The 15,808-nt window shown below is 45.1% G+C and carries 22 protein-coding genes and 7 pseudogenes; 2 read left to right on the forward strand and 27 right to left on the reverse strand.

Going from position 1 to position 15,808, the window contains the following annotated elements:
- Positions 1 to 14: 14 nt before the first annotated feature.
- The 16 genes and pseudogenes from N6P30_RS08500 to N6P30_RS08575 form a co-directional block, all read right to left on the reverse strand.
- Positions 15 to 540: pseudogene (locus tag N6P30_RS08500) on the reverse strand (IS3 family transposase); the annotation flags it as partial.
- A 201-nt stretch (positions 541 to 741) separates the two neighbouring features.
- Complete coding sequence (locus N6P30_RS08505; RefSeq protein ID WP_023293728.1) at positions 742 to 1,113, reverse strand: hypothetical protein; 372 nt, start codon at positions 1,111 to 1,113, stop codon at positions 742 to 744.
- Positions 1,114 to 1,546: 433 nt separating this feature from the next.
- A complete protein-coding gene (locus N6P30_RS08510; RefSeq protein ID WP_023293727.1) occupies positions 1,547 to 1,810 on the reverse strand; it encodes a MafI family immunity protein in 264 nt (87 codons plus the stop codon).
- 13 nt (positions 1,811 to 1,823) lie between these two features.
- The gene (locus N6P30_RS24650; RefSeq protein WP_084832556.1) at positions 1,824 to 2,105 is read right to left on the reverse strand and encodes an EndoU domain-containing protein; all 282 of its coding nucleotides are present in this window, start codon (positions 2,103 to 2,105) and stop codon (positions 1,824 to 1,826) included.
- 87 nt (positions 2,106 to 2,192) lie between these two features.
- A complete protein-coding gene (locus N6P30_RS08520; protein ID WP_021242387.1) occupies positions 2,193 to 2,393 on the reverse strand; it encodes a hypothetical protein in 201 nt (66 codons plus the stop codon).
- Between the two features lie 200 nt (positions 2,394 to 2,593).
- Entirely contained in the window at positions 2,594 to 2,956 is a 363-nt protein-coding gene (gene cdiI, locus N6P30_RS08525; RefSeq protein WP_023293726.1) for a ribonuclease toxin immunity protein CdiI, read from the reverse strand.
- Between the two features lie 10 nt (positions 2,957 to 2,966).
- Positions 2,967 to 3,613 (reverse strand): annotated as a pseudogene (locus N6P30_RS24655) (CdiA family toxin C-terminal domain-containing protein); the annotation flags it as partial.
- Positions 3,614 to 3,718: 105 nt separating this feature from the next.
- Positions 3,719 to 4,075 carry a hypothetical protein gene (locus N6P30_RS08535; protein ID WP_071788876.1) on the reverse strand — a complete coding sequence of 119 codons (357 nt, stop codon included), beginning with the start codon at positions 4,073 to 4,075 and terminating at the stop codon, positions 3,719 to 3,721.
- A gap of 7 nt (positions 4,076 to 4,082) precedes the next feature.
- On the reverse strand, positions 4,083 to 4,493 hold the full coding sequence (locus N6P30_RS08540; RefSeq protein WP_227113961.1) for a hypothetical protein: 411 nt from the start codon (positions 4,491 to 4,493) through the stop codon (positions 4,083 to 4,085).
- A gap of 337 nt (positions 4,494 to 4,830) precedes the next feature.
- Positions 4,831 to 5,226, reverse strand: coding sequence for a DUF6911 family protein (locus tag N6P30_RS08545; RefSeq protein WP_023293723.1), 396 nt, complete (start codon positions 5,224 to 5,226; stop codon positions 4,831 to 4,833).
- Positions 5,227 to 5,254: 28 nt separating this feature from the next.
- Positions 5,255 to 5,536 (reverse strand): YrhB domain-containing protein, encoded by a 282-nt coding sequence (locus N6P30_RS08550; protein ID WP_023293722.1) that lies wholly within the window; start codon positions 5,534 to 5,536, stop codon positions 5,255 to 5,257.
- A gap of 11 nt (positions 5,537 to 5,547) precedes the next feature.
- Positions 5,548 to 5,727, reverse strand: coding sequence for a toxin glutamine deamidase domain-containing protein (locus N6P30_RS08555; protein WP_225828857.1), 180 nt, complete (start codon positions 5,725 to 5,727; stop codon positions 5,548 to 5,550).
- 602 nt (positions 5,728 to 6,329) lie between these two features.
- Positions 6,330 to 6,815 (reverse strand): hypothetical protein, encoded by a 486-nt coding sequence (locus tag N6P30_RS08560; protein ID WP_032664662.1) that lies wholly within the window; start codon positions 6,813 to 6,815, stop codon positions 6,330 to 6,332.
- Between the two features lie 217 nt (positions 6,816 to 7,032).
- The gene (locus N6P30_RS08565) at positions 7,033 to 7,446 is read right to left on the reverse strand and encodes a hypothetical protein (RefSeq protein WP_050488799.1); all 414 of its coding nucleotides are present in this window, start codon (positions 7,444 to 7,446) and stop codon (positions 7,033 to 7,035) included.
- 336 nt (positions 7,447 to 7,782) lie between these two features.
- On the reverse strand, positions 7,783 to 7,971 hold the full coding sequence (locus tag N6P30_RS08570; protein WP_369879017.1) for a CPCC family cysteine-rich protein: 189 nt from the start codon (positions 7,969 to 7,971) through the stop codon (positions 7,783 to 7,785).
- Entirely contained in the window at positions 7,968 to 8,342 is a 375-nt protein-coding gene (locus N6P30_RS08575; RefSeq protein WP_225828851.1) for a hypothetical protein, read from the reverse strand. The genes N6P30_RS08570 and N6P30_RS08575 overlap by 4 nt, the downstream gene beginning before the upstream one ends.
- 347 nt (positions 8,343 to 8,689) lie before the next feature.
- Between N6P30_RS08575 and N6P30_RS08580 the strand changes: the two are divergent.
- Positions 8,690 to 8,845: pseudogene (locus tag N6P30_RS08580) on the forward strand (IS110 family transposase); the annotation flags it as partial.
- A gap of 75 nt (positions 8,846 to 8,920) precedes the next feature.
- On the opposite strand, the gene N6P30_RS08585 reads toward N6P30_RS08580, so the two are convergent.
- From N6P30_RS08585 to N6P30_RS08625, 8 genes and pseudogenes are all read right to left on the reverse strand, one after another.
- Complete coding sequence (locus tag N6P30_RS08585) at positions 8,921 to 9,250, reverse strand: hypothetical protein (protein WP_058673566.1); 330 nt, start codon at positions 9,248 to 9,250, stop codon at positions 8,921 to 8,923.
- On the reverse strand, positions 9,250 to 9,747 hold the full coding sequence (locus N6P30_RS08590) for a hypothetical protein (RefSeq protein WP_210949424.1): 498 nt from the start codon (positions 9,745 to 9,747) through the stop codon (positions 9,250 to 9,252). Before N6P30_RS08590 ends, N6P30_RS08585 begins: the two co-directional genes overlap by 1 nt.
- A gap of 96 nt (positions 9,748 to 9,843) precedes the next feature.
- Positions 9,844 to 10,617, reverse strand: a pseudogene (locus N6P30_RS08600) (VENN motif pre-toxin domain-containing protein); the annotation flags it as partial.
- A 60-nt stretch (positions 10,618 to 10,677) separates the two neighbouring features.
- Positions 10,678 to 10,905: an Imm31 family immunity protein gene (locus N6P30_RS08605; RefSeq protein WP_023326403.1), complete on the reverse strand. Its 228-nt coding sequence runs from the start codon at positions 10,903 to 10,905 to the stop codon at positions 10,678 to 10,680.
- A gap of 14 nt (positions 10,906 to 10,919) precedes the next feature.
- On the reverse strand, positions 10,920 to 11,867 hold the full coding sequence (locus N6P30_RS08610) for a polymorphic toxin type 17 domain-containing protein (RefSeq protein ID WP_325817561.1): 948 nt from the start codon (positions 11,865 to 11,867) through the stop codon (positions 10,920 to 10,922).
- 195 nt (positions 11,868 to 12,062) lie between these two features.
- Complete coding sequence (locus tag N6P30_RS08615; RefSeq protein ID WP_023326401.1) at positions 12,063 to 12,557, reverse strand: hypothetical protein; 495 nt, start codon at positions 12,555 to 12,557, stop codon at positions 12,063 to 12,065.
- Positions 12,554 to 13,339 carry a hypothetical protein gene (locus N6P30_RS08620; RefSeq protein ID WP_050488825.1) on the reverse strand — a complete coding sequence of 262 codons (786 nt, stop codon included), beginning with the start codon at positions 13,337 to 13,339 and terminating at the stop codon, positions 12,554 to 12,556. Before N6P30_RS08620 ends, N6P30_RS08615 begins: the two co-directional genes overlap by 4 nt.
- A pseudogene (locus N6P30_RS08625) lies at positions 13,339 to 14,172 on the reverse strand (VENN motif pre-toxin domain-containing protein); the annotation flags it as partial. The gene N6P30_RS08620 and the pseudogene N6P30_RS08625, both read right to left, overlap by 1 nt.
- A gap of 86 nt (positions 14,173 to 14,258) precedes the next feature.
- Here N6P30_RS08625 and N6P30_RS08630 point away from each other — a divergent pair.
- Positions 14,259 to 14,434: pseudogene (locus N6P30_RS08630) on the forward strand (AAA family ATPase); the annotation flags it as partial.
- A 38-nt stretch (positions 14,435 to 14,472) separates the two neighbouring features.
- On the opposite strand, the gene N6P30_RS08635 reads toward N6P30_RS08630, so the two are convergent.
- The 3 genes and pseudogenes from N6P30_RS08635 to N6P30_RS08645 all read right to left on the reverse strand — a co-directional run.
- A complete protein-coding gene (locus N6P30_RS08635; protein WP_225828743.1) occupies positions 14,473 to 14,769 on the reverse strand; it encodes a hypothetical protein in 297 nt (98 codons plus the stop codon).
- Positions 14,770 to 14,899: 130 nt separating this feature from the next.
- Entirely contained in the window at positions 14,900 to 15,133 is a 234-nt protein-coding gene (locus N6P30_RS08640) for a hypothetical protein (protein WP_021242712.1), read from the reverse strand.
- A pseudogene (locus N6P30_RS08645) lies at positions 15,130 to 15,807 on the reverse strand (hypothetical protein); the annotation flags it as partial. The gene N6P30_RS08640 and the pseudogene N6P30_RS08645, both read right to left, overlap by 4 nt.
- Position 15,808 lies beyond the last annotated feature (1 nt).

A 15,808-nucleotide genomic window follows, 5' to 3' on the forward strand; every position in this document is an offset into this window, starting at 1 on the left:
AATTGTTAACGATTTTAGCCCGGCTTTATTAGCCTGAATCGCCACCGCTTGTAATCACACTCGATATAATTAAACACCGTTGTCCACATCATTTCCCGGCTTATAAAGCGTTCCCCGTGGATACATTCCACCTTCAGTGAAAGGAAGAAGCTTTCCGCGCAGGTATTGTCGTAACAACAACCCTTCGCGCTCATACTCCCGCGCAGATTATACCGCTTCAGTAATGCCTGATAGTCCGCTGAACAGTATTGCCCGCCGCGGTCCGTATGTACGATGACATTTTCCGGGGTTTACATCGCCAAGTGCCATCTGTAACGCATCGCACGCCAGTTGTGCTGTCAACATCGACCAGCCGATGACCGCACGGGACCACAGGTCAATCACCACCGCCAGATACAGTCAGCCCTCATCAGTACGCAGATACGTGATGTCGCCTGCCCACTTCTGATTTGGACCTCCGACGTAAAAATCCTGCTTCAGCAGGTTCTCTGATACCGGCAGACCATGCTCACGGTAGCTGACCGGCCTTAGCCTTCTCGCATGCGTATTTTGCAGTGAAGGTTGTGATGTCCTTATCACCCAAAAACCGATTATCAACAACAACCAAGTCCTATGATTTGTATTTTTTCATTTCAGTTTTGCCCTGGCAAAATCTTCGCCTGCTTTTCCTGCTCTCTCAGATAGATAGCCACCTACTGTAACACCGGCTATTACTGGTAATTGGTTTACGGTGCCACAATGCTATCTTGTCCCGAGCCGAAATGCATCGGTTGGAAATAGTGGTTGCAGAATCATACTTTCATTAATAATGAACATTTTTGATGACAATGCCGCGACATCATAAATATTTTCAAGCACTAGTCTCAAATTAGTTCTGAATATAGGTATATTTGCATCGTCTGCAATGACATAGACATCTTCATTTTTTAGCCTGGATTGACAGAGTAACTCATCACTGGTTTCAAAGTCTCTAAAGCTTATTTCAGAACAAGAAATGTTTCCGCTAACAAAGGGGTATACTTCCAGAATAGCAGTTACTCTTGCATCTTCTTCTTTATCAATAATAGTGAAATCAGCACTAAGAGCTTCTCTACACTCTTCAAATAAAGTCATAAGATCTACCTGTTCAATTGTTTCAATATAGTCTTAAAGGCGTTTTCATTATCCTCAAATGATATCACTTTCTTAACACCTTTCCTGTCCCTTGCTATAATCCCATCTATTAATATGGGTGCCTTTTACAGAATCATAATCGACTCGCCAACCGACCACCCGCTGCAAAAACTTCCGCCGTTCCATGCGTAATGCGCTATTTTTACGCAGCAAGTAGATAGTCCCAAAGCAAGCAGCCCGGCGATATAATCCAGCGAATTATTCTCAACAACAACTTGATCCTGTGCACTTTGCTGTGATGATAACTGTTTTTAACTTTACTATCAGTTATCTAAATCCGTTTTCTCTGTTGTAATTCCGGAACGGCAACTTTTTGCCCCGACGCGCCTTTTTCGCCAGAGTAAACTACCTCCTCGACGACAGTCGGGAATGTTTACTGGATAATTAATTTTCTTAAATGTTTTAAGCTAATGTCATTAACATCCATTTTAAGGTCATTACAAATATTTATGGCTAAATCGTACTCAGACTGACTAATCGGTACGTCATACTCGCTTAAATGATCGCAAATCGTTTCAAAAGCTAACCCTCTTTCACCATGCCCTACATACTCAATGGCATCCTGGAGCATTTCATTATCTAAGCGCCCCTTAAAAAGGTCGCCGAAAAAAACTATTTTTTCATCTAAATCAATCATTTAAATACCCATCTTATTTAATATTTTTATAACTGCTCGGCATCGGTCCATTATCAGGAAAGGCTATAACAATTTTCCCTGTAGCAGGTTGGTAAACAACCCTAGTTCTTACGCCATCCCTAGTTTCATAGGACACCCAGTTAGCAGGTTTCCCTTTACTGGTGTATACACCCCCGGTTCCCGTTTGAGCAAACCATTGTGTATCAGGAGCAGTAGCAATATCACCAACAGCATGTACTACTTTGTCTGTAGACCAATCTTGTGACGGGTGTGGGGATTTTGAGGTGAGAAGCAGGCTATCGTAAAATAGCCTGCCGGGATGAGTTCAGATATTTCCAAACAGTATTGCCGAACAAAAAATGCCGCAGGAGCCGGGATCTTCTCAAGCCATCATATTGGCTAAAATCTGGCCTATATCATTAAGTAAGGCACAGACATCTTCTTTAGAAGCCCCAATCCTGGTTTCAAATTCAGGAACAGAGATACCATTACAGATTTCATTTAAAACTGAATTCAGGATCAATAATTCATTTTCATCAATGGTTAATTGAGCTTGTTTCCCAGCAAGAGATATTACATCCATTCATCACCTCAAATTATCAAAGTACGCCCTACCGTTTACAGGCCTAAAAGCGGTTCCACCATCTGATGCTTTAGGATTGCGTGACCTGGCCGTTTTGGAGTACCGTCGCGGACGGCGGTACTCCAAAAACACATCTTGTCTGGAAGTGAAAAATGCAGGGCAAAAAAATCCCGCGGACAGTTGGCAGGCAGGATTTGTACTCACACAGGTAGCCGAGCAAGTAAGCTATTTACCTTTTCCGTATCTTCCGGGTGAAGCCGAAAATACTTTTCACTTGCAAGTCGTACGTAGTGATAGCAGATTTCTTCACTAACGATAGTAGTATCTGCTTCAGAGGGAGGATAACCAACAGCAAATTCAACACCTTCAAAATGTTCACTTTCGTCATAACTTTCCAAATCAGGAAAGAAGCAGTAAACCCCATCTCTCATAAATGAATGCTTTTTAATAATACTTTCAATAGACATCAAGAAAACACCATCATTATACATGAGGTCAAAGTAAGTTTTTATAACCACGTAAGGGTCTGATTTTATATAAGGTAAATCAAATAAAAATTTCATTCATTTAATCCTATTTGGGATGAAAGTTTGTGACTCGACCTGTATTTTTATCGAGATAAACTCTAAAATTCAACCCGCCAGCTGTAGCATCATATGCTGACTGGCCATTGCGCATTGCATCTCTTTACCCTTTCATTGCAGCCTCTTGCTCAAGGTCTAACATTACTTTGGCAGTATATATTTTCGGATCATAGATAGTTTTCTTTACTGGACTTGGTTTATATTCTCCAGTTAAATTCCCCGCGCGATCTTTGGTAGGAACTAAGTATTCAACTTTAGAAATACCTTTAACATTTGTAGGTTTCTCGCTTACGATTTTTACGCCATATTTTTTAACGGCATTCGACATCGTACTGGACATGTCGTCGCTCGTGATTAATTGCTTAATCGCATCATAAGTGGCGGCAGGATTTGTGACGGCTTTCGATAAACTCTCGACGGAATCACTAATCCCCTGAGGAACACCAACCAGTATACCAGCCCCGTAGGGGCCTCCTGCCCGATATCAATAGCATCCCATTTAGCACCGACTTTCAACTGACATGAGGTGTTACCTTTACAGGAATCAAACTCTTTATCCCGCTCAGAACGTTGTTGGTTGCTAAGATAGTTATTCTCAACAACTCGTTCCGGTGCACATTGCTGCGATACACATGATTTTTCCTTTTATTTTCGCGATTTACACTTTGTTTCGCCTGCTGTAATTCCGGCACAAGAACGTTTTGCCCTGATGTGTATTTTGCTAGTTGACCAAAATATTTCCTAGCAAGCGATCACAGGATAATCCCCACGACTGGTTGTAATAACATAAGATTCAAAACCGTTCTTTTCAGGTATGATATGTATATGATCTTCATTGCTAAAACATAAAGTTAACGTTTCATCATCAAGCATGGAACATGAGTAAACCGTTTGATTAAGCGTAGGGAAAAGAAGAACGCTTGTTGCCAGGTTTTCGCCATGCCCATTTTGGAGATGTTTTTTCCCTCCGCACTGGAACGGACATTGAATCAAAATTCTGCAACCTGATGAAAATAGCAAAACTAAAGATCCAACACCCACAATAATCCCAGTAAATACTGACTGTTCAAATTCCCTCAGCTCATCGTTTGTAATCATTCATAGCTTACCTTTTTGGTGGCATAGTATCTGTTGGTAACGGTAGATGAGTCTCTCCACGTGTACCTGTACCACCTGTAGCCGGATTTATTGGTTGTCCATTTTTGACAAATATCCAGTAACCGTTTTCAAGTCCGGGTACAGGGGTTGAACCTGATGGCATTACCCTTATGTAGGTGCTTCCAGGATTGCTAGGATCTGTATTTGGCGGATAGTAAATTGTACTTCCTGGTGTTCGCCCTAGTTTACTTACCCACCCCTTTGGAATAACAGGCCCTTGAGCAGGGTTTGTAAATAGTTGCAAGTTAGATGGAATTTTTGGAGTACCTTTAGCAACTCCACCACCATTTTTAATCGGAACTGCCCCAATCCCAAGTCCAGCAGTTCCAGGAAGCGGCTTACCATCTTCGTCAAACAACACCCCGGGCCTGGCAATGTTATAAACTTTTGGCAACCGGTCGCCATGCTCTTTCTCAAACTCTTCCTCATCATGCCCTGGGCTGAGCGTGTTATTCTCAACAACAACTCGATCCTGTGCACATTGCTGTGATAATAACGTTTTTTCCCTGTGCTTTCCGTGAGTTACAGCCGTTTTCCCTGCTGTACTTCCGGCGCGGCAACTTTTTGCCCCGATGCGCGTTTTTGGCTAGGAGATGCTACCGCCCCGCCGTGACAAAGAGTCTGCCGCCCTCTATCATATCAGAAAACTATATCACCACAGGCGATGCTGGATGCTGTAGTCTGGGATTTATATATCAATTAAGAAGGTCAATTGATACGTTGCCAGTATGGAAAAACTCTTTAAAGATCTTTACCACAAGGTCAAAGTCTTTTGTAAGTTGGCGTTCAGGCCAATAATTACCACGGATAATGACATGCCCTCCAGATGACGACGTTTTATCCCATATGGATCTTACATCTCCTCCGGATTCATCATATTCAAGTATAGTGACCAGATAAAACCCGTTCTCAGCCTCAACACTAAGTCTTTCAGGTCCAATATCTGGAGCATTGATAATTCTGATATTCACACTGCCACTGCTCTTTTTCAAAATATTTAAAAAGTCGAGCACGTCAGACCATGAAGGATACTTATTTTTGACATACATCTCACCATCACACAAACGAGAAAGTTCATAATTCATCATCATTTTGCAGGTCCTCTATTCTCAATTTTTTTCATTCCTTTTTGCCATTTTTCTCTTCTTCATAATCCTGCAAGTATTTTTCAATAGGGTATGCGGTTCCAAGTTCATGTACCTCACCAGTATCCTTATCGATTATAAATGGAGAATTGCCTATAAGCTGAGCAGAGAAATATCCTGTTTCAAGATATGCTCTGGATTGAAAATAAAAAAACCATCCTTCTGAAAAACGATCTTGTAGTGTAATAACCACGGGCACCTCTGTTTTTTCTAAATGTTCGATCGCCTTATTAACAGCTTCATCAAAAGTAATCATTAGTTTGTCCGCTAAAGTTGGAATGATTTGAACTGGCTGAGATCAGCTGATTTACCCGTTTGTCCATCAAGGAATCGGACTGTACCATTTTGATTCACAACATTAAATACATGCCCTGGCTGCCCTGGGCCATATGAACCAAAAACGATACCTCTTGAAACAGAACCTGCATCTGTCATTTGTTGTGTAATGCTTTCAGATGAAGGGGCTTATTTAAATTTAGTACCATATTGGTTTTCCAAAACAGATAAAGGCACTCCATTATTATGATCAATCGGTAAGGCTGACGCAGGGTTCCCACTTGATGTAGCATCTGTAGCAATCGAGCAGTTTAGACAATTGTGTGTTCCCCCAGATTCAGGGTACCCTGGATTCACATTCTTAATTGATCCTGCTGTCTCTTCACTTACTCCAGAACCTTTCATCCCATAATGAGCACCGCCGACAGCCGCTGCGCCGTGTACAAACGTCATCGAATCATACAGTATTGAAGCCGTTTCCGGACTCACTCGCCAGTTCTGAGCTATACGCTGAATATCTGCCCCGCGCCTGGCTTTCGAATCTGCGGTAGCATACTGCCTTCGCTGCCCGACGATTTTATCCGCACCTTCCTGACGCGCCTTTTTCTCCTGGACAGGCTACCGTCCGACGAAAAGCCCATCGTGAACAGCCACCGGCCATTCAACATAACGCAGGGAGATTATGTCTTGAGTCTTTCAAAAGCCTGCGGAGGTGCAGGCTAACAACCAGGAGACCCGGACGATTAAGAGATTAACTGTCGGGAAGGTTGTCTTTAAAATATAGATAAAACATCAATGTAATTAATTTTCTCGTCTCGCTCATATTCCATTGACAGAGAATCAAAAACTTTAATTTCATCCCCGAGATTAATAATTGCTAAAGTAAGACCTTCATCAAAAACTAATTTTGCCCCAATCACTTTTTGTTCTATTTCAGAATAAATCGCGTAAAATCGTAAGAGTATCTTTCCAATAACTTTATGAAAAAAACATGAATTTGACAAATCCATAATTTTCTCTTTGCCATACTCTCCGAGATCATTTTCTTGCATTGGTAAATTAGTTAGTTCAAGTGAAGCCCCATCTAGTCCACATCTGAACACAACATTTTGATTTTCAATAAAAAAAACGAACTGAAGTTGTTGCGGAGCCCCTAAGTCGGGAACGTTATAAATATATATCAGACCATTGACATTTTGGAGTTTTCGTCCGACTACATTACGTGCCAGCTCTTGATACCCATTATCAAAAAGCATCATTGTGGCGCCCCCTTTAGCACATTTTTCACTGAGGTATTATTTAACACACCATCTTTAAGGATGGTAGCAAAACTACCATCTGGTTGAGTAACAACAACATCATTTCCTTTTATTCTGAAGAATACATCACCACGACTGGCTCCTGCTCCTGCTCCTTGCCCTGCAAATTTCCCTGCAACAACTTTTTCTGGATTAGAGCCTATATCATTTATAATATTTAAGACACGTTCTCGATCGGCCGCATTTGATGCATTCCCACCAAAATCTTTAACATGTTTACCAAGTTTTTCCCAACCTGTGCATTAGTTACTGAGAACTTGGCACTAGCGCTAACACCAGAAATTGGTACGGATATTTTCCCTGGACCAGGAAGATATCCAGAAATTTCATCACTGGCTTTATTGATTAGTTTAGACGCAGTTTCAAGATCGTCCGCTTTGAGTACCTTATCTACACCTTTTAGTAAAGCCCCAGCTTCATCACCCAGTCCTGGCATGATACCGATAACGGCCGCCAGATAGCCCTGCGCACTGTCCGCTTCCTTAAAGCTCTTGATATCCCCGTAAAGAGGGATAAAGTCGCAGCCCGCTTCCGCAAAACCTGCCAGCAGTTCATCACGGTGGGCGTCCATTTTCGCACCACAGGCCGCTGCACTGAGTCCGGCGCAGTTCTTCGCCTTAAACTCATCAACCGCGTTTTTCAGTTGCTGCTGCGCATCCTTGTATCTGTCCTCCGGCTTTTTACCCGTTGCCAGATATTCAGCAACATCACTCAGCGAGTTATTCTCAACAACAACGCTTTCCTGTGCATTCCGGCAGGAACAACACAGTTTTCCCTTTCCAGTCAGTAACTTACAGGGTGTTTTTGCTAAGGTACATCTGATGCAACTTTTTTCGCTGTTAAGCGTTTCAAGGGGTTAAAGGCTGATAAAACGATCCCAGCTCAATGGCTGGGATCGTTTTATCAGTTACTGTTTGTTAAATGCTCGTTTCGCCTCATTTAAATTCGAAGAGTTTGCCCCGCCAGAAAAATCTGGATCAGCCGATTGTACAGGGTCATCTTCCCACCCACATACAGGGCAAATTTCATAACAACCCAGCTCATCAATTGTTTTATTTCCACAGCATGGACAAGGATAAGAGCCATTATTCATCATTGTTTTTTCCAATATTCGAGACCTTTCTCTGGTTTAAACATTGTACGCGGTACACCATTTATATCTTTTGAAGCAAAGACATTAGTCGCAGGATTGTAATACAGCGTGTCTCCGTTAGGGCGAGTTTTAGTTAAGGTACCTTGCGGTGGGGTTGTCATAAAATTATGGGCTGCATCAACATATTGCTTAGCATTCTGATACTCAGGAAATTCTTTCCCATATTTTGTCCAGTGTCCATAGGCATTACCCACAGGTTCTGCTTTCTTGGCTTCTGTCCAAATCTGAGTATCTTTAGATTTACCACCAATCGGAACAGCCCCAATTCCAAGACCAGCAGCTCCTGGAAGCGGCTTACCATCTTCGTCAAACAACACCCCGGGCCTGGCAATGTTATAAACTTTTGGCAACCGGTCGCCATGCTCTTCTCAAACTCTTCCTCATCATGCCCTGGGCTGAGCGTGTTATTCTCAACAACAACTCGATCCTGTGCACATTGCTGTAATGACAACGTTTTTACCTGTCCTTTCCGTGAGTTATAGTCGTTTTCCCTGCTGTACTTCCGGCGCAGTAACTTTTTGCGCTGTTAAGCGTCTTTAGCCCCGCAGACGCTTCCGCCCTAGCGAAGCCCCCTTCGGGTAAAGAGTCTGCAAAGGTGCAGGCTGCGAGTCAGGAGACTCAGACGGTTAAGAGATTAACTGTCGGGGGCTCCTGTTTAATTTACCTAAGCTTTAGCGATGCAACTCATGCAATAACGAACTATATCGTTGGATATTACAGCGCGCTCAGACCGCATGAATATAACGGTGGGTTACCACCAAACGACTCGGAAAACCGATACTGGAAAAAATCTAAATCTGTGGTCAGCTTTTGTTGACCACCTCAACTCAATCTTGTGATGGCATCAATCGCGCAACAAAGTACATCTTGTTCCAATATATAATTGGCATCTTTATTGCGGAAAAAAATCCTCTTCAACAAAAGGTTCTGGCCATTCACTTTCATATACGACTGCTTCAATCTCTAGACAATTATCATCCTCTACAGCAATCATAAAACACCCGCCATAAGGGAGTTTTTTATGGAAAAAACCCCGCTCCCAATATCTATCTTTATTATTTTCCAATGTAAAAATTTGTGGCAACTTGATGGTCGAAAAGAAACCCACACCGGTTTTACTACGTTCAATTACGCAGCCTTCATTAAGTACTATTTTTAAAAGATCTAACTTATTTCTTAAAGTAAAAGTTAATGCAAAAATTTCTTCTTTGGTTAAATTCATTAGAACGGCCTCATCGTTGCTGTAGATATTCTGAACTCACCATTAATGACAATACCTTTTACAGCTACATCATTACCACCGACCCTAACGGTCACCCAGCAGCTACCAGTCTGATATGAGCCTGGATTCTTTGCCAAAGGCTGTACTGCTTCATGCATTCTTTCCAATGCCGCCTCTGGAGAGCCAAACTCAGAAACTAATTTATCCATTTGATGCTTATCAGCAAAAATGTGAGAAACCTTATTGCTATCATAGCCTAAGCTTTCAACCTGCTTTTTGGCTTCAATTTGTGCCTGCTGAGCTCGCGCTTTTTCTTCATCTTCCGGTCCCCAGCCACCCGGCGTTCCTGAACCAGCACCACCATATTCAGCCTTCTCATCATCCGTCATGTTTCCGGCTACATTGGGTTTCAAGCCCTGATCTGAATCATCCGAAGAACATGCACGCCCAAAGCTACACTGAGTGGCTTTATCAACTGCATCAAACAGATCATCCACAGCTAACGTTATTTTGTCATTAGCGTTTTTGGTGACCTGATCTCCCGGGTTTACCGGAACCCCGGGAACAGGCACCGGAACCGGAGGTGCAATACCCAGCGTGTTATTCTCAACCGTCGTTTTGCCCGCCTGAGCCGCCGCTACCGCATTCGCTCTGCTGTCTCCGACAAGCCCGCCAGCCAGACCAGAAGCCAGTGTCGCCAGCGCAGATACCGTCTTCGCTCAGTTCGCTGACCTGTTTGCCAAAACCGTCAACCGCAATCTTACCAGCCAGCTCACCCACCGATGCACCGGCTGCGGCGGACGCCCCATCTCTGCCGGAAGCGGCTGCAAGTGCGGCGTTGACAACCGCATGGGCCAGCACGCGTCCCTTAAGATCCTTCTCCGGGATGGCATTCGCGATGGCATTGGCGATATACGGCGCGGCACCGCCGCAATCGCAGCTTTAATATCGCCACCTGCCAGCGCCTGGATGGCCGCCGTTGCTGCCGTGATGGCGCGCTGGGTGCTCTGCCCCGTTCCCATGCCTGACTGGTTAAACGCTTCGTTATAGAAGGTCTGGTACATCTGGTCATGAATCGCCTGATCGGTAACCTCTTTACCGACTTTTTTCAGCTGGCTGATGGCGGCGTTACGCGCATCGCTGCCAGCGGTTTTCATCTTCTCGTTGGCCGCTTCCGTGGCCGCAATCTTGCCGTTGGTGCGCGCAATATCCGCAACCTGATTGCCGATCTCGCCAATCATTTGCGCGGTTTGCAGGCGTTTCTGCTCTTTCTCTTTGTTAAAGATCGGGTCGATGCTGCCGTTGGCATGGTCAGTGTCACGGCTGAGCGTGCTGACGTCCTGCTTCTGGTTAGCCTGGTCGCGTTTCGGAAGTATAACCGCTGATAACACGATCCCGGCGCGAAAGCCGGAATTGACTCTACTCAGTTAATAAAAATCATCTTGCGTAAACTGTTTCCCTGTTGGGATAACTTCATCTTTATCAAAGGACAAAAGATATTCCTCGTCATAAAGCTTTATTGAGTACCCATAAAGTATTCCATCTTCTTCACTTATCCCCATAACCCCCCCTTTTTTACCTGCGTATTTCTTATTTGTTTCTTTGCAGTCAGGAGATATTTCCACTTCCTGATAAAAACCAATCTTATTTTCCATAATGCTTGCCTTGCTTATTTATGTGTTATTCGCCCATCAAGAGATACATTTAGATGCGAACCATCTCTTGTTGCCCAGCCAAGTTGAGCTTTGCCTTTTGGTGACAGTTGTACATCCCATTCAAAAGCCTGTCCTGCGGTACGCGATGGGCCTTTTACCCATTCATTACCGAATTTATCAAGGTAGCCATTATTCGGCCCCCGTGGTAATGGATTGCTGGGTGAGTAATTGCTATCAGGAACAAAGCGGATTTTACCTTGTGTTCGAAGTTCTACATATTTTATACGACCTTTGGTTGACCACGGTTGCGCCGCACCTGCCGTCCCTGAAGGATTAAATGGAGGCTCTTCAACATATGATAGTTTGGTGACAGTAGATGTACTCTTTGCCGCATTAGCCGTTGTAACTGCACCTTTTGAGACCAGATACGAATTTACTGCCTGTAAATTCGCCCCCAGCGCCACAGAAGCAAGAATAATATCCGCTCCCTGCTTGGTTTTGGCATAACTCAGCGCCGTATCATAATCCACACCCGTGGCAGTCATAAAGTAGTTAGCCAGTCCTTCCGTTACCTTTTGCTGATTCTGTGCATCAGGCGTCGTACTGTTTAACAAGCCAACTAGCTGGCCATAAGCATCCGGATACTGCTGGCTGAACTTCGAGTTATAAGGCCCGGTTTCATATCCGGCTTTCGCCGCATACGCTTTCGCTCTTTCCGTTGCACAACCCGCACTGTCTGCCTTGCCGTTGCCACAGGCATCAATCACCTTCTGGTCACGACTGATATTCAGTTCCGTCAGTTCAGCAACTTTCTTCTGTGCCGCTTCACGTACTGCCGGATCTGGGTCGTTCAGTTTCCGCTTCGCTATCTCAAGCTCAGTCTTTTCTGGCTGGCTCAGATAATTATTCTCAACAACAACGCTTTCCTGTGCATTCCGGCAGGAACAACACAGTTTTCCCAGTTAAGTCAGTAGCTTGCAGGCTATTTTTGCTAAGGTACATCTGCTGCTGCAACTTTTTGCGCTGTTAAGCGTTTTGGCCCCGCAGACGCTACCGCCCGGCCGTGACACCGGATCTGCTACCCCACCAACAGATCACTATGAAGACGTGATGTCACGACACACGCCTCAGAAGCGTCTGTAATTGGCTGAATAATTTTAGCGTTCTTTTCGAATCAAAGAGTCATACTCTCCAAATTCGGGGAACTGCTCATAATTTCCGGCTACATCGACCGTTGTTTGACTTTCGTCCAGTTTATAGGGATTAAACTGTTCTTCTCTTACCACAGCACTACCATCTTCATTAAAGATATATGTAGTGCCATGCGACACATTTAATATACCTGCACCTTCGCCATCGTGTTCAGCAAATTCACGATAAACAGCCATTGATAAAAACAAACGATTATCATCAAGAATTTTAAAATTGTATAGCAAATACTCTTGCAAGTTTTCATTTAAAAAACTTACCCCAACCCATCCTTTATTTTTCATTACTTCAATAAAACATGATGGCGTAGATTCTGAGCCAATGAGTGCGGTGTAAGACTCACCAGTCATATGTTTTTTATATGCTTTCTTTTCTAGCCATACATCAATTGGTTTATTTTTTGCTCTAAACCATGATTTACAATAAAATACATCTTGCTTCATTGATAAACCTTCCCATTTGTATCACGTATTACCACCCCAGCCTTATCTGCTGCATTCAAAACCGATTGTGGAATGGGTTTTACCTGAGGAGGAACTTCTAAAATATTAGTCCCACGCAACGCATCACCGCCCAATGAACCACTTGATGGAACTTTAGCAATGGTTGCACCTGCAGGGTATTTATTCACAGCCTCCCGGATGTAATTAGTCGCTGTTGATTCAGTGATATCAGAGAACTGCGTGAACTTACGTGACACTATCTCACCTGTTGCCGGGTTATATGAATCAACACGATAATAGCCGTTTCCGTTGGGTTTGTTTACATACAGTTCATTATACGGATAATTTTTAGACTGTTCTGCGTTAAACTTATTACCGGCCTGAACATTCTGCAACCAGCCAGGCTTCGCGGAACTCGCCGCCGTAACCTCAGCTTTTGCTGCTGCAATCTCTGCTGCATTCTTACCGACGGTAAGGATCCCCGCAGCACCCACCCCGCCTGGGGTTGCAACTTCAGCAGTCAGGATCCCCGCCTGATTCAGGCAAAGTATCGCTGCCGATTGACATCCTGCCAGTACCGCCTGTGCTGCTGCGGCCAGTTCAGGGGTAGCTGCAGCCAGTAAACCGCCACCAAGCCCGGCAGGCAGCGCTACCATCAACGCATCCTGCATCGCCAGTCCTTTCTGGCAAGAGGCACTACCAGGGGCAGTGCTGCAGGACATGATATTTTTCGCATGCTCCTGTGCCGCTTTTACCTGCCCGTCCTCTGTTCCACCACCCATCAGGTTATTCTCAACCGTCGTCTTGCCCGCCTGAGCCGCCGCTACCGCGTTCGCACTGCTGTCTCCGACAAGCCAGCCAGGCCAGAAGCCAGTGTCGCCAGCGCAGATACCGTCTGTTTTTCTTCCTCGCTCAGTTCGCTGACCTGTTTGCCAAAACCGTCAACCGCAATCTTACCGGCCAGCTTGTCTACCGCAATTTTGCCAACAAGCTCACCCACCGCTGCACCGGCTGCGGCGGACGCCGCATCTCTGCCGGAAGCGGCTGCAAGTGCGGCGTTGACAACCGCATGGGCCAGCACGCGTCCCTTAAGATCCGTCTCCGGGATGGCATTGGCGATATACGGCGCGGCACCACCCGCAATCGCAGCTTTAATATCGCCACCTGCCAGCGCCTGAATGGCCGCCGTTGCTGCCGTGATGGCGCGCTGGGTGCTCTGCCCCGTTCCCATGCCAGACTGGTTAAACGCTTCGTTATAGAAGGTCTGGTACATCTGGTCATGAATCGCCTGATCGGTAACCTCTTTACCGTCTTTTTTCAGCTGGCTGATGGCGGCGTTACGCGCATCGCTGCCCGCGGTTTTCATCTTCTCGTTGGCCGCTTCCGCGGCCGCAATCTTGCCGTTAGTGCGCGCAATATCCGCAACCTGATTGCCGATTTCGCCAATCATTTGCGCGGTTTGCAGGCGTTTCTGCTCTTTCTCTTTGTTAAAGATCGGGTCGATGCTGCCGTTGGCATGGCCAGTGTCACGGCTGAGCGTGCTGACGTCCTGCTTCTGGTTAGCCTGGTCGCGAACAATGATTGCACCGTCGGCTACCGCTGACTGCGTGGCCGCAGCCGCTAAAGCTGATACGTATCCTTGACCTGGCCTTCCCCATCTGCGTGTTTTACAGCGACAACACCGGCGGAGTTATCCGAAGGTACCCACAGATGCTACCCGCCCTGGCGAGCTTAATCGCCGAGGCCAGCCGCTACTCGCAGATCTGGCTCACCAGCCACTCGCCGGAGCTGGCGACGTTGATTGAGAAGCAGCGATCGTTTTCGCTGTATCAGCTTCGATGGCGGAGGGGGAGACGCGGGTGGAGAGGCTGGGGTAGTCTCAATGGGCACGGAGGCAGTTTTTTCGCATCTCGCTTCAGTGAAGCATGCCAATAAAGAACCCCAGATACCCGGCCCTGCTTAACCATATAAAGGGGCTGGTAAGGCCGGATCGCCGGATATTAATCAACTCTCTCATGGGGGCCAGGCCATCATTTTTTATAACGACATTTTTTGCACAATAGCGGCAATGCATAATCAGAAATAAAATTCCGGCGATCGCAAAACCAAAATAACTTTCGCGACTTCCCCAAAAATGAGTGCTTAATTTTAAATAAATTAATCCCCAGATACTGACTAAAAAGACGATAAATGAACATGCTGCAATGTTCATGTCTCGCTTACTACCCAGACCAAAAAAGAGTGCGTCAAAGAAAAACATCGGGGTAAACGGTGACTGGACGCTTTTTCCCGTCGCTTTACTAAAACGGAAAAAACGACCGTTCCGACGAAAAATGCGACGGTCATTTTTTTAGCAAATTGGCGATCCATAACATTACACCGGCGAAAATACCAATACATATACTTATTTTACCTAAAAACAAAACAATATCCGATGAAAAAGACATTGGTATTCCTTTATATGCTAAGAAAAAAACCTCCCCACATGCATATAAAACGATCCCTGTCAGAAAAATCGAAACCATACTAAATGCTATAAAAAAAACCAAAGGAAGAGTGTATTTTAGTATTTTCATTTGCCATCTCCTGCTTGCTTCATTTTATACTCTGTATACTTACCTCCAAGTTCTGACGAGATACTACCACCAATGTCACCAATCGAGCTTGGGACATTGCTTGGTTTCATTTCTTTTGAAAGACCATAATCTCCTTTTACTCCAGTAAACTGTCTCAACTCGGCGTTAAACTTGGGATCCCAGCCACCTTTCCACCAGTTAGCGCCAGCATTAACTCCCCATTTAAGGCCGTTGCCAACGCCATAACCCACAAGAGAACCTGCGCCATTTACTACCGCACCAGAAATTGGGTCTTTCCCTTCAAGACAGTTTCCTAATGCACCTCCAGCCGCATTCCAGCCAATCGTTCCTGCAATACTATTCCCGGCACTGATCACGTTAACCCAGCCACCGATAACAGCTGTTGTTGGGTCTATAGTTCCATCAGACAGATAGTTGATACCGGCATTAGCACCTGCGCCTAATCCCCATAAGGCCTGAGCGCTACCTGGCAGCAAAGCAACAGTACCTGTCGCTAATGCCCCAGCATAAGCTTTATTAACGGCTTCGCCTCGCTTACAGGCTTCACCACCTGGAGCATCGGTGCATGAAAGTACATCAGCTCCATGTGCTTGAGCTGCCTTAACCTGATCGATTTCCGTTCCAAGGAAATTATTCTCAACAACTACAGCACCA

The organism is Enterobacter sp. PL1, assembly GCF_945957325.1.
Classification (GTDB): Bacteria; Pseudomonadota; Gammaproteobacteria; order Enterobacterales; family Enterobacteriaceae; genus Enterobacter; species Enterobacter roggenkampii.

What these genes read in the sequence shown, in the direction of transcription:
- N6P30_RS08505 (WP_023293728.1), bottom strand. Translation starts at nt 1,113, where the DNA reads ATGACTTTATTTGAAGAGTGTAGAGAAGCTCTTAGTGCTGATTTCACT.
- N6P30_RS08510 (WP_023293727.1), bottom strand. Translation starts at nt 1,810, where the DNA reads ATGATTGATTTAGATGAAAAAATAGTTTTTTTCGGCGACCTTTTTAAG.
- N6P30_RS08520 (WP_021242387.1), bottom strand. Translation starts at nt 2,393, where the DNA reads ATGGATGTAATATCTCTTGCTGGGAAACAAGCTCAATTAACCATTGAT.
- cdiI (WP_023293726.1), bottom strand. Translation starts at nt 2,956, where the DNA reads ATGAAATTTTTATTTGATTTACCTTATATAAAATCAGACCCTTACGTG.
- N6P30_RS08535 (WP_071788876.1), bottom strand. Translation starts at nt 4,075, where the DNA reads ATGATTACAAACGATGAGCTGAGGGAATTTGAACAGTCAGTATTTACT.
- N6P30_RS08545 (WP_023293723.1), bottom strand. Translation starts at nt 5,226, where the DNA reads ATGATGATGAATTATGAACTTTCTCGTTTGTGTGATGGTGAGATGTAT.
- N6P30_RS08550 (WP_023293722.1), bottom strand. Translation starts at nt 5,536, where the DNA reads ATGATTACTTTTGATGAAGCTGTTAATAAGGCGATCGAACATTTAGAA.
- N6P30_RS08560 (WP_032664662.1), bottom strand. Translation starts at nt 6,815, where the DNA reads ATGATGCTTTTTGATAATGGGTATCAAGAGCTGGCACGTAATGTAGTC.
- N6P30_RS08565 (WP_050488799.1), bottom strand. Translation starts at nt 7,446, where the DNA reads ATGGACGCCCACCGTGATGAACTGCTGGCAGGTTTTGCGGAAGCGGGC.
- N6P30_RS08570 (WP_369879017.1), bottom strand. Translation starts at nt 7,971, where the DNA reads ATGATGAATAATGGCTCTTATCCTTGTCCATGCTGTGGAAATAAAACA.
- N6P30_RS08585 (WP_058673566.1), bottom strand. Translation starts at nt 9,250, where the DNA reads ATGAATTTAACCAAAGAAGAAATTTTTGCATTAACTTTTACTTTAAGA.
- N6P30_RS08605 (WP_023326403.1), bottom strand. Translation starts at nt 10,905, where the DNA reads ATGGAAAATAAGATTGGTTTTTATCAGGAAGTGGAAATATCTCCTGAC.
- N6P30_RS08615 (WP_023326401.1), bottom strand. Translation starts at nt 12,557, where the DNA reads ATGAAGCAAGATGTATTTTATTGTAAATCATGGTTTAGAGCAAAAAAT.
- N6P30_RS08620 (WP_050488825.1), bottom strand. Translation starts at nt 13,339, where the DNA reads ATGGGTGGTGGAACAGAGGACGGGCAGGTAAAAGCGGCACAGGAGCAT.
- N6P30_RS08635 (WP_225828743.1), bottom strand. Translation starts at nt 14,769, where the DNA reads ATGAACATTGCAGCATGTTCATTTATCGTCTTTTTAGTCAGTATCTGG.
- N6P30_RS08640 (WP_021242712.1), bottom strand. Translation starts at nt 15,133, where the DNA reads ATGAAAATACTAAAATACACTCTTCCTTTGGTTTTTTTTATAGCATTT.